Raw genomic sequence first — 12,275 nt, 5'->3', positions numbered from 1 at the left:
GGATATTACATGTCACCGAAGTCGATATCATCTACATCAAAAAGTTGCTTCATCATTTCGCTATCTTCTTCTTTCTGTGCTTTAGCTTGAGTACTAGTACCTCTTTTTTGGATTCTAACAATATTGCTGTAAACAACATTGTCACGTTCCACGTTTTCAATCGTAGCTGTTACATTCATACCTACTAGTGCATTAATATCCAGTTCTTCACCTTCCGCTGGAACAACATCTAAGTCGTGAAGCATTTTCAAAAACTTTCCTTTTTCAGACCATGTGATAGTTGGAGCGTAATACAAGTAGAAAAATTCACCATTAGGTTTTATAAACTCTACTTTGGTGTTAAGGGCAACTCGCTTGCCTGAATCGTGATAGTAACTATCAAACTCTTTAACATCCACGGAAAAGATTTTTCCATTCTTGGCTCCATCATCAAAGAAATACTTGTTTGAAGGACGAACTAATTTCGATTGAAGTTTTTGCATTTTTATGACCCTCCGATAAGCTCCATTTTTTTGAAATAGTTTTAGCAACTTCCTTGCAAGAGACATAATATTACACCTAAAAACATATTGCAATTCAACAACAAACCCTTATATATCAACGGTTTTGGTAAATTCACAAATAAACTATTTCAGACGTTTATGCTAGGTCTACGAGTCTTCCAGATTGAAATAATTGAAAAAAATTCCTATCTGTTCGCGATTAAAATAAAATAATTCCAACTCATTTTAATATTCAATCTGATTTTTTCGGACTTGTAGACTAAGTCTTGCTGACCGTCACAATTTAGACACAAATTAGAAGCTTTTTTCAAAAGATAATCTGCTGAAAGATTATTCACCCTTATTTTCCATTTATATCTTGAAAAAAATTTCTATCCGATGTGACCGTACTGCTCATTGCCTATAGTAGCGTCAGTAGCATCAAACTGTTGCTATTGCCTCTTCTGACCCTTCATTAGGCAGTCAAAAGAATGTCAAAAAAAACAAGAATCAATTATGGATTCCTGTTCATCATGCAAAAATTGCGATTCCTTTTACCTTCTATTTTTCTTTGATAATTCTTCCAAAGCAATAACCAAAATAGCACATACCACTTTTTTGATGATTAGAATTTGCTTAGTATCCATTCTTTTCCCTCCAATCAGTAGTCATTTGGAAACATCATAGTACAATGGGAACCATCATCCACAATCCAAATGGTTGTATCAAAAGATTGACTCTCTTTCAGTTCCAATTGGACAGCCATTTCCATTAGCGGCTGTTCCTGCTTGTTTGTAATCCTTTGCATATCACCGCTTCTTTGAAGATGAAACACTTGTAAATAATCCAATAGTTCTTGATTGCTCCTACGCTTGCCAATCATCCTCCAAAGCAATGTCTGTATTTCCATACTCACATCTGAAGCGATTTGTCTTGTTACGTATCTTGGCTTGTCCTTTTCAAACAATTCCGCCACCGCCTTTATAATAAATTCACCGCATCCATCTTCTCTTGCTTGGTTGTTTGGATGTAGAACCTTGCTGTCATATTCACAGTGGAATGCCCCGCCAGCTTGCTTACAGTCGTAAGGTCTACACCTTTTTTCAACAACCTTGTACAAAACGTATGCCGAAACAAATGTGGATGCAGTTTGAACCCTAGTACTTTTGAAACTTTTGCTAACCAATCCCTCACTGCGTCACGGTGCATTTTTTCTGCCCTCTGGCTTACTAACAAATAGTCGCTATAGCTGAAAATAGACCCCGAACGCTCTTCCTTCATGTAGTCCCTTACTAATTGAAGTACATCCTGTCTAAGCCCGATTTCACGTCTCTTTTCGCCTTTGCCAATCACCGTCAATTGATTCGTCAAGAAATCAATGTCTGTAATCTTGATTGAAACTAATTCACTGACCCTTACACCCGTATAGAGCAACAAATAGACAACCAGCTTGTTACGAGTGCTAACTTTGCCTCTGTTTTCAACATAGAAAAGCAATTGCTCCACCTGTTCTTCTGAAAGTGCATCTACATTGACCTCACTTCCAGCGGCAATTTTGATTCTATCCCGCTTCAACTGAATGAATGATTCACTTAGGGCTCCTTCGGTTCTTAGAAAATCGTTGTAGACCTTTAGGCTATTAATCTTCTTGTTGATGGTAGAAATGGCATAGCCATCCTTCATCAAATGTTCCTTGTACCTCACAAATGAGAAGCGGGATAAGACTGGAACACCCTTAAACTTCTCTTGTAAATATGATTGGAATCCTTTGACATCGTTCACATAGGACTCGATTGTTTTGGCTGCTTTCCCATCTGTAAAGAGCCATTGTTCAAATTCATCAATTTCCAAGATTGATTCACCTCCAAAAATGAAAAAAGGCTATTGATGTACGCATTCATACACCAATAGCTATTTACGTTTTCTTTGTATTCATTTTCCTGTTCCTTTCTTAACCAGCTCACGACAGTTATATAATAATGTCGACAGTTTTTTCATACAGAAATGATACCGATTCTTTGCCGCTCATACATTCTGCAATTGTGAATAATTGTCCAAATAGTTTTGTCATGAGTAAACAGAAAGAAATGTCGCGAAATCTGCTTGGCAAAAACGTTCAAATGAATTTTAGTCAAAATACATTTCATAGGCAATTTGTTCCCCGTTCCTTATCCAAACTTCGTACAACCTTCTTTTCGTTTCATCTTCCAAGACAAAGCCTGCTATCCACTCATATCCCTTATCATCCACATACGAGAGCGTGTCAAGGAGCAAAGGGTCAGGCAGCTTTTCTAAGTGTTCCGCTGGAATGAGCAAATCATCCAGTTCTTCATGACAGAAATCCAAAGCTTCATATCCTACTTCGTCCATTTTGACATCAACATTAAAAATCTTCTTCATTCTTCCAGTAAACCATTTTAGATTCATCATCAATTTCCTCCATTCAAATGTAACCTTTTTCCTTGAGAGAAACATACTCCCCATCACCCAGCACTATATGGTCAATCACGTCAATACCTATGATTTTACCTGCCTGTACTAATCTTTTAGTGACCTCCACATCCTCCCTGCTTTCGCCACTTTTCCCGCTAGGATGGTTATGACTAACAAGGATTGATGCTGCGTTACTCAAAATGGCAGGCTTGAAGCATTCTCTTGGATGTCCTATGCTTGCGTTTAGGCTTCCAATGTGACAGATGTTAATGGCTGTTGGCTGATTTTTTGTGTCCAAACAAATAACAACAAAATACTCCCTATCCATGTCTCCTAAGAATTGCTTCAACAATTGATAGCCATCTTCAGAGCTTCGTACACAACGATTTTTGTAAAGCATGCTTGATTCCTTTACTAACTTTAGGTTTACAATGTTTACACGTTTTGCAGATTGATTTTTCATGATTACGATTCCTCCTCCAAAATAGAAAAAGGACTTCCCTCCGAAGAGAAAAGCCCCGTTTTGATGAACATCATGTTAATATTATGATATATGCTTGATATTCTAGTTGTTTCGCCTTCCAGCAGTTCCTAGAATGCCAAAATGCATAATTTATACTTTCACTGCGTAAATGGTGATAGCTGTTGGCTGTCCATTCCTACTTTTAACCGTCCATATGCTTCCGTGGACTGGCAATCGAATCTACCTGTTCATGCTTATTTCCATCTTAGTTGCATTTTCACATTTCATCTTTGCTTCTTCTAAAGTTTTTCCAGAACCATCAACATTAAGTGAACTTACAGCATAATAAGGCAATGGTTTATCTTGTTCGTGCCTAACTACTATACTCACAAGTCTACCTGCTATTTCTTTTTCATATTCTTCAACTATATTCACTTAATTCACCCCCCTATGTGTGAAAAGAGACCCTAGTAATACTAGAGTCCCTTTCAAATATTTTAAAATTAACGAAGAAGTTGAAGTACGCCCTGTGGCTGCTGATTTGCTTGAGCCAACATTGCTTGTGCTGCTTGTGCAAGAATCGAGTTCTTAGTTCATCATTTCTTTCGCCATCGTGCGAACATTTACTTTCATAAATGACTAGACTATATCTTCACCCTCTATGATTAGTAGGGGTCGGGCACTTCGGATTCACAATGCTGATGACCATTGTTTCACCTATGGATTTCATCATCATAGCTTTCGCCTTAGATGGTCTATCCTAGTCGTTGAACCTTCTCCACTCTTTCGAGACAGGAGCTCGGCTGCTGATTGCCCAATCTTTTCTTTTTTCAAACCATCACGCTTGCCGTTTCCAACAACGTTGTGGTAAGAAAAGCTCTAAGGGGTTTCCAGCAATTCACCCGATAATAATCACTAGCCGTTACCAGCTAGGACGACTGTGCTTGTCACCGCTTAAGCAGCTAAAGCATAATCTACGTCACGTACACGTGATTCCGCAGCAGTTAAGTTTTCAGAAGAAGTGCTTAAGTTATTAATTGTATGCTCTAAACGATTTTGGAAAGAGCCAAGTTTAGAACGTTCTCCTGATACCTGTTTAATAGCTTCGTCTAAAACTTTTTGTGCATCATTTGAACCCTTTTGTGTAGTTAAGTTAATATCTTTTACTAAATCATTATTTGCTTTATCACCAAGCGTATTTGTACTAATCTCATTAATATCAACTGACATACTTTGACCTTTATTAGCACCAATGTGAAGAGTTGCTCCACCACCAGTTACAGTGATAGTTGCCGATTCAGTAGCTGCACCTTTTGCAACTAATTCAGCCCCTTTAAACCCTACAGTTTGACCTAAACCAGCCACCTGTTGTGTAGCGCTATCTGGACCAGCAATTGTAACTACTGCATCTTTTCCAGCTGTAATTACTCCACCAAATTCAGCAGCGTCAGCACCACCAAGAACAATTTTCTTTTCGGAACCGAACTCAGTTTGGTCTAATTTTACATTATTACCACCAGCAGTAGCTTTCACTCCAGTAACATTTGAATACTCATTAATTTTATTTAAAATATCGGTTTGAGTTGCAGCAGTCATACCACTAAAATCAATCTTTGTTCCATTGATTACCAATTCTTTTGCTGAAACATCTACTGGAGCAGTCTTTACGTCTGCGGAACCAGCAGCAGCACTTGCTTTTGTTGCTGCTGTATCAACAGTAACTGTATAGTTACCTTGTGCTAGTCCAGTAGCCGTTGTGATATCAACTTTTGATTTATCACTAGAAGTCCCTGAAACTCCCAAGCTACCATTTAATAACTTTTGAGTATTGAACTCTGTAGTTTCAGAAATGCGGTTGATTTCAGACTTTAATTGTTCAACTTCTTTTTGAATTTCTTTTCTATCATCTAATGTATTTGTATCATTTGCAGATTGAACAGAAAGTTCTCGCATACGTTGAAGAATATCATGCGTTTCATTCAAAGCTCCTTCAGCAGTTGAAATTAATGAAATACCATCTTGTGCATTCTTAGAAGCCATATCTAACCCACGAATTTGTCCACGCATTTTTTCAGAAATCGCTAAGCCTGCTGCGTCATCTCCAGCACGGTTAATACGAAGACCTGAAGATAATTTCTCCATCGATTTACCCTGGGCGTTAGAAGCAGTATTCAACTGACGAAGTGTGTTCATTGCTGTAAGATTGTGGTTAATTTGCATAATTACTTTTCCTCCCTATAATAATAAAATTTGATTTCGATTGGGATATTTCCCTTTTGAAGATTATTTATAATAAAACCCAATGGGTCTATTATCAAAAGTAGTTAACTAGAAATGATTTTTGATAAAAATATCAAAATCTAAAGACTGAGTACATTTTGATTAATTGATAAGAAGTTTTCTTTATACAATTCCTCTCGAAAGATGCTAATTTCTTTTGGTGCATCGATCGCAAAGCGGAGTAATCCTGATTCAGTATGGAGAATCGTTACTTTTATCAAATCTCCAATAAGCGTAGTGGCACCGATGATTCTAGCACCCCTTTTCAACTTGTCCTTACTACTTCCAGTTTGTTTGACTTGAGAAATGCGCATATGCTGTGGTGCATCAATGGCTAACCGCAGTTTGGAACCAATTTGTAGTACAGTCACTTTAATGACGTCAGCTATGATCACGGATTGTCCGATTTCTCTGCCTACAATAAGCATGCTAGCATCCTCCAAAAGTCATGAACGTAATAATCATCTTTTTAAGTATCTTTAGAACTTCATTATCAAAATCACTTTCGTTTATGTACCGAAGGATTACCTTGGTATATATTCTTATCGGTCAATCAAACTGTTTGTTTAGTTATTTTTAACAATTTGTTTTTTTGCATTTTCCCTCAAAGAATCCCTTGGTATTATTTATTATCGGTAAATCAAATATTTAGTTTAGTTCTTTTTAACTAGTTTTTTTACCGATTTTTTTCGCAAACAACACCTTGGTATTGATAATTATCGGCGTCTTGTGTGAAATGTTTAGCTATATTAATAATTTGTTCATCCAATAAAAAACGCAGTCAAAATGAAATTCTGACTACGTTTTTTTGTTCTTGTATAAAAATACTATTGACCCAATTGTTGAGCCCAGAAAGAACTCTGTGTATTCAATTTTTGCAGGGCTTTTTCCATCGCATTGAATTTGACCCATAATGCTTGCTCTTGTGCATTCACACGGACTTGAAGTTTGGAGATTCGATCATCAAGCGACTTAGCCTCTTTACCCAAATCACTGTTAATAGCAATCGTACCCGGCGCTCCAGCTTTTACTTTTAATTGCGATAACGCATCGGCAATTCGGTCATAAACTCTGACCCCAAATCCACTGTTTTGGTGTTTGACAGCACTTGTTACAGTTGTATCATTTGGATTGACAGTATCAATCTTGTTGGAAAACATTTTTTGGATATCAGTCAAATTACTCGTTAACAGCGATTTTAGCTTAGACTCATCTAAAGTTAATTTACCATTCTCTCTGTAATCAGTACTTGTCGTAATACCAATTTTTTGCAGAGAGTTAAAATCTGGATTAATCCCTGCCGATTGGATCGTTTCACTCATGCTTGTCCGTAACTGGGTAAGAAATTGACGTATCGTTGGATCATTAGCTAACAGGCCACTCTTCGCTTTATCCTCCCAAAGCTTAATATCTGCTTCTTTCATATCCTTCTTTTGAGCTTCAGTAAGCGGTGGGTAGTTGCGATTTTTACTCTCACCAAGTTTGTCATTTAAATCTTTTATAAGCTCATTGTACTTATCAACAAACGTTTTCAGTTTGTCAAAAATCTTATCCGTATCCGCACTAACGCTTATACCCACATTGCTGCCTGCTGAAATTCCATCTTTTAACGTGATTTGGACGCCATCATATGTAAAGGTGTTTTCTGATACATTGATTTGTGTTCCGTTAATGACAACATACCCTGGTTCTAAACCGGAACCCTTGGAGAAAAAAGTTCCTTTAGGAAAACTAGTGCTATCGCTAGTAGAACCGTTAGCAATCTTTAATAGCGACCCCTCAGCGTTAAAACTAGAAATCGTAATGGGATTGTTTTCTCCGACTTTCGTTGAAGTAAAAACAAGTGACCCACCCACATTTGCAGCTTTGACGTTTGTATCTGCGCTTTTAGAATTAATTGCGGCAATCGCTTCATCAAATGTACTTGTTTTTGGTATTGTGATTTTTTTACCATTTATTTCAAACTCTAACATTTCACCCTCTTTCCCATCAGGGTCTATCCTGTCCGTACCTTTTCCTATTTTTGTATCAAAACTTACAGAACTACTTGTAGCAGGTTTTGCCAATACTGCTTCAGAAATCGTAAAATTCAGTTGTGTTGACACTCCTGCCATTGAAACATCGATACTTGCACTACTTGATGTTGCTTTTTGCGCATTAAACGTTCCTTCCAATCTTAAATCCTGCATTGCATCTCTAAAGCTTGCTATTTTCGTATTGATTTCCCGGTAAGCATCGGTTTTCCAGCTGTTTAGTATTTTCGCTTGTTGCAGTTTATCTAGAGGTATTTTGTTGACCTTCATCATGTCACTTACCAATTTCTCCGTATCTAATCCAGAGGCAAGTCCAGAAATATGTGTTGTTAAGTTAACCATTGTGTGTTCCTCCTTTAAAACAATTTATTTTTTAATTAAATTTGGGATAATTTATTCGATTTTGTCCAGAGTCTATCTTTTTATGGTCGTTTCATAAATAAATGCCCATTTATAATAATCTATCGGATGAATCTTAAAAAAGTTTAAAAGATAAATTTCTTTTAGGTTTTTTTCATCATAGTTAATATGTAAAAAAAGCCGCAATCACCTAGCAGTCATTCACCAGGTTGCGGCCGTTACTAAAAAATCACTTCAATATACTATTCGCAATCCCCATCATCTGATCACCATAAGAAACCGCTCTAGCGTTCAATTGATAGCCCCGCTGCGCTGTCATTAAATCTGTCATCTCTTTTGACAAATCCACATTCGAGCCTTCTAAATAACCAGTTGAGATTTGCGCCTCACCAATGGTCATCATTCTCACATAGTTAGCTGCGGTTGCTCCATTTGTTAATGCACTAGCGGCTATCGAGAATTCATTATTTCCATCATTCTGTAAGACATGCGGATTTTGAATATCAACTATGCCCACCTGCTGCGCTGATAGAAATGCTCCACCTTGGCCATTTTTATCTTTCAGCTGGATTTGACCTGTAGAATCCATGTTCACTTCATATTGACCATCCAGCTCAATCGGCCGACCATTCTGATCTAGTAAAAGACCGCCATTTGCATTGACCAAATGATAGCTCCCCGGTTTATTTGCAGCAGGACTTACATGGAAATTCCCATCACGAGTATACCGAACTTCGTTAGCGCCACCGGCAGTCGCAGATGGATAGGCTACTTGGAAAAAACCATTTCCGGAGATCATCAGATCAAATGGGTTGCCTGTTTGAATCGCTTGTCCTTGTTCCATGTCCAGTTGCGTAAGCCCTGTTCGCGTGCCATAACCGACTCGCAAACCATTTGGAGTAAGCCGTCCAATTTCCTGATTTGTCCGGCCTTGATTATTTATTTGCGAAGCTAAAATCTCAGAAAAGCTTTGGTCCTTGCGTTTAAATCCGGTCGTGTTTACATTGGCCACATTATTTGCGGTCGTATCAATTTTTTGCTGGTATGCTTGCAATGCACCGGATGAGATAAATAATGAAGTATTCAATTTCCTTATCTCCTATTCTAACGTTATTAATCGTATAGTAACGGTCTAACTAGTAGAGACTTTACGTTATCCGTTCATCTTTCCAATCGAGTATAGCTGCTGCAATGAATTATCATATACGCTAATTACCTTTTGATTTGCCTCATACCCTCTTATTGCCATCATCATATTCGTCATCGTTTGGCCAGTATCGACATTCGATTGTTCGATGAAACCTTGGTGAAGAGAAATTCCCGGATTAGTACCTCCAGCGTCTTGAATAAATGGCACCTGGTTCGCAGACTGGAATACATTTCCTCCTACCCGGCGAAGTTCGAGTGGATTTTGCACGACTGCGATGCCAATCTGACCGGCCACCCTAGTTTTAGAAGGATTATTAGGATAAGCAATCAACTGGCCATCCGCATTAATGGACAAATCCTCTTTGGAAATACTTTCTGTGATTGTGACCGGTGTATGATCCGCCCCTAACACAAGATACCCTTCCGATGTAACCAGATGACCATTTGCGTCTAAATCTAACTTTCCATTCCGTGTGTAGCCAACGGTTCCATCAGGCATCTGTACGGCAAAGAAGGCAGCCGGCTTCACTTGGCGGCCATTAATCATTTGTGCGGGAATCCCCTGATCTTCAATCGCAAGGTCCAACGGATTTGACGTTTGAACGAGTGACCCTTGATTGAAACTAGGTATCCGTTCCTGTGTATACACTCCGTTATATAGTTCTCCAATCCGAACCGCCTGTCCAGGGAGTTGGAAGGCGCCAGCAGCTTGGACGTTTCCGTTTTCACTAAAGTCCTGAATTCGTTGCATAAATAATTTTGGAAACGCTCGTTGGACCGCGTCATCCTTTTTATATCCAGGTGTTTGCGCATTGGCTAGATTATCGGCTAATGTTTCTTGCTTCCGTTCTAATGCAAACATTCCCGATGCTGCAGAGTACAAACCTCTTATCATGATTAAACCCCTCTCCTTAGGTACGAGCTTGAGCAGCCAGCTGTAAAATGAAGGCTACTTCACCAGAGCCTTTCTCAAGCTTCTTAGCAATTTGATCCACGGAAAACCCTTGAGCCTGTAAATCAAATATCTCTTTATAACGATCATTTAGTAATAAATTCTGGCCAATGTTTGATTTCCTAGCAGCCTTTATTGATGCTTCCAATGCTTGCCTTTCGCTCCGCCACTGCTCGGACTCCTGTTGAAAGGTTTTATGTAAGTGGTTTAGCGCTATTTTTAACTCAGTAATTTCACGAGTTATTTGTTTTTGATTATCGTTTATTTTTTGATGTAATTTCTGCTGGGGATCAAATTTATTGTTGAAGGAGACCCGAATAGCCAAATAAATCACGCCAATCAAATTGAGGCCTAAAAGGATTTCAATTACATATTTTTGCACTTATTCGCTCCCTTTCTATTTTTTCTTATGCAGCTTTAGTAAGAATCTTGACATTTTTGCCTTTTAAGTAGGGAAATACTCACGTATAAAGGTTGATCAATAAGCCTTTAATTTCTCCAATTCTCTCCAAAATAGAAAGACCGCCATTTTGTTGATTTAATACATGGTCCGTTAGTTCCATCAATTTGCGGTCGAGCACTTGAACCGTTTTCAATGTTTGATTTCCACCATACGGATCCCAGCTTTCTGTTTGGTACAAACCCACCCCGTTTTTTGTGACTTCACCGATAAATTGTTTGACAAGGGTCTTGTATTTACTCAGTTCATGAAACGTTGGCTTTTCGCTTAGGACTACCCCTTGCTGGTCAATATCTTGCAGCAGTTGATGGAGGTGTTCCTGGGTGAGTTCTTTGGAATAGGAGCTCATGATTCTTTGAAATGATGCTGAGTTGCTGGAAGAGCGCTCGGTTGTTGAGAGTCTTGGGTCAGCCATGTTAGCCCTAACCGGTTCTTGTATTTTCAAATGGATTCAACCTCAGCTTTCCGAATAAATATTTCTTTATCTATCCTATCAAAATAAATCAAAATAATGAAGTGATTATTTCGTAACTAACTTCAAATTTCATTAAATAGTACTGAAGATTTTTTTCTTGTAATAATAAGTATCTTGCGTATGTACTGAGACAAAGTTATTCTCGAAACTTGAGATTGACTCCGCATGACCCAAAAATAAATAACCATCATTTTTTAAGACTGAATGAAAACTCTCGATTACTTTTTTAATAATCTCTTCGTTAAAATAGAACAAAACATTTCTACAGAATATAAAATCCATTTGTTTGAATTTTGCATATGTAGGGTAATCGGTCAAGTTAAACGGTTCAAATGAAACCATTTGTTTGATTTCATTTTTCACTTCATAGCCTGCCTCTGTTTCGATAAAATACTTTTTAAGATATTCCTTATTTTCCGGAAGTCTCCTGAATGCCAAGGAATTCTTTGGATAAAATCCTTTTTTTGCGTGATCCAATACCTTTTTATTTATATCAGAAGCCAAGATTCTGACACGATTGCCTGTCGAATATTCTAACTCATGCGCTAAGATCGCAAGCGAATAGGCTTCATCACCCGTTGAACAAGGGATGCACCACACATTGATTTGTTTACCTGTCTGTTTCTTAAGGAGATTCTGAAATTCTTCTAGTTGGCTGAATTCTCTGAAAAAATAGGTTTCATTAATCGTGATCTGTTCCACGAGTTTCTCCCATTCGTTCGGGTCTTTCTCTAAATAGACAAGGTATTCGTCCATTGTTAACTCTAATTCATTTAGCCTTCTAGATACTTTCAATTCCAAATTTGCGAGATTTGAAGTGAAATCAATTCCGCAAAATTCCTTAATTGATAAAGCTAATTCCATAAGTTTATTTAACACTTGATCTCTTCCTTTTTAAGCGGGAATCTGATACCCTCCCTCCTCAAACGACGTGGAAGCGTTCCATTCCATAAGCCAATTACTTTAGATTTCTCTATTTGTGAATTTACCTCAAAAAGACAAATATATATTTATCATATTACCATAATTTTTCAGGTTAAATTCAAACTTTTTGATAGTTTTTGTGATTTATATAAAACTTTATTTATATCAGGTGATTTTATTTAAAATTATCAATCAAACACGTAGATGGCAGCCCTGTCCCTTCAAGATAATTTAGGAGTTATACTAAAACGCCTTCGCAATACG

At 37.8% G+C, this 12,275-nt stretch carries 15 protein-coding genes; all 15 read right to left on the bottom strand.

What is annotated here, in order from left to right; all coding sequences use genetic code 11:
- Positions 1-5 precede the first annotated feature (5 nt).
- Positions 6-482 (bottom strand): hypothetical protein, encoded by a 477-nt coding sequence (locus tag AA980_RS04385; protein ID WP_152681085.1) that lies wholly within the window; start codon positions 480-482, stop codon positions 6-8.
- 661 nt (positions 483-1,143) lie between these two features.
- Positions 1,144-1,449: a DUF960 family protein gene (locus tag AA980_RS04380; RefSeq protein WP_024027842.1), complete on the bottom strand. Its 306-nt coding sequence runs from the start codon at positions 1,447-1,449 to the stop codon at positions 1,144-1,146.
- Between the two features lie 14 nt (positions 1,450-1,463).
- Positions 1,464-2,333: a tyrosine-type recombinase/integrase gene (locus tag AA980_RS04375; RefSeq protein ID WP_024027843.1), complete on the bottom strand. Its 870-nt coding sequence runs from the start codon at positions 2,331-2,333 to the stop codon at positions 1,464-1,466.
- 276 nt (positions 2,334-2,609) lie between these two features.
- The gene (locus AA980_RS04370) at positions 2,610-2,912 is read right to left on the bottom strand and encodes a hypothetical protein (RefSeq protein WP_034723741.1); all 303 of its coding nucleotides are present in this window, start codon (positions 2,910-2,912) and stop codon (positions 2,610-2,612) included.
- Between the two features lie 13 nt (positions 2,913-2,925).
- Positions 2,926-3,378, bottom strand: coding sequence for a JAB domain-containing protein (locus AA980_RS04365; protein ID WP_024027845.1), 453 nt, complete (start codon positions 3,376-3,378; stop codon positions 2,926-2,928).
- A 240-nt stretch (positions 3,379-3,618) separates the two neighbouring features.
- On the bottom strand, positions 3,619-3,813 hold the full coding sequence (locus tag AA980_RS04360; protein ID WP_024027846.1) for a protein kinase family protein: 195 nt from the start codon (positions 3,811-3,813) through the stop codon (positions 3,619-3,621).
- A 68-nt stretch (positions 3,814-3,881) separates the two neighbouring features.
- On the bottom strand, positions 3,882-3,959 hold the full coding sequence (locus AA980_RS27695; RefSeq protein WP_407937453.1) for a flagellin: 78 nt from the start codon (positions 3,957-3,959) through the stop codon (positions 3,882-3,884).
- 373 nt (positions 3,960-4,332) lie between these two features.
- Positions 4,333-5,598 carry a flagellin N-terminal helical domain-containing protein gene (locus AA980_RS28120; protein WP_024029017.1) on the bottom strand — a complete coding sequence of 422 codons (1,266 nt, stop codon included), beginning with the start codon at positions 5,596-5,598 and terminating at the stop codon, positions 4,333-4,335.
- 140 nt (positions 5,599-5,738) lie between these two features.
- Positions 5,739-6,086, bottom strand: a complete 348-nt coding sequence (locus tag AA980_RS04350) for a carbon storage regulator (RefSeq protein WP_024029018.1) — start codon at positions 6,084-6,086, stop codon at positions 5,739-5,741.
- 399 nt (positions 6,087-6,485) lie between these two features.
- Positions 6,486-8,033 carry a flagellar filament capping protein FliD gene (gene fliD, locus AA980_RS04345; protein WP_024029019.1) on the bottom strand — a complete coding sequence of 516 codons (1,548 nt, stop codon included), beginning with the start codon at positions 8,031-8,033 and terminating at the stop codon, positions 6,486-6,488.
- A 247-nt stretch (positions 8,034-8,280) separates the two neighbouring features.
- On the bottom strand, positions 8,281-9,138 hold the full coding sequence (locus AA980_RS04340; protein ID WP_024029020.1) for a flagellar hook-basal body protein: 858 nt from the start codon (positions 9,136-9,138) through the stop codon (positions 8,281-8,283).
- A 66-nt stretch (positions 9,139-9,204) separates the two neighbouring features.
- Positions 9,205-10,095 carry a flagellar hook-basal body protein gene (locus tag AA980_RS04335; protein ID WP_024029021.1) on the bottom strand — a complete coding sequence of 297 codons (891 nt, stop codon included), beginning with the start codon at positions 10,093-10,095 and terminating at the stop codon, positions 9,205-9,207.
- A 16-nt stretch (positions 10,096-10,111) separates the two neighbouring features.
- The gene (locus tag AA980_RS25645; RefSeq protein WP_024029022.1) at positions 10,112-10,534 is read right to left on the bottom strand and encodes a DUF6115 domain-containing protein; all 423 of its coding nucleotides are present in this window, start codon (positions 10,532-10,534) and stop codon (positions 10,112-10,114) included.
- Positions 10,535-10,613: 79 nt separating this feature from the next.
- Complete coding sequence (locus tag AA980_RS04325) at positions 10,614-11,057, bottom strand: YaaR family protein (protein ID WP_024029023.1); 444 nt, start codon at positions 11,055-11,057, stop codon at positions 10,614-10,616.
- A 102-nt stretch (positions 11,058-11,159) separates the two neighbouring features.
- Entirely contained in the window at positions 11,160-11,966 is an 807-nt protein-coding gene (locus AA980_RS04320; RefSeq protein ID WP_024029024.1) for a CheR family methyltransferase, read from the bottom strand.
- Positions 11,967-12,275: the final 309 nt, after the last annotated feature.

This window comes from Neobacillus vireti, assembly GCF_001026695.1.
In the GTDB taxonomy this organism is placed as follows: Bacteria; Bacillota; Bacilli; order Bacillales; family Cytobacillaceae; genus Neobacillus; species Neobacillus vireti.
This window is presented reverse-complemented; position numbering and strand designations above follow the sequence as displayed.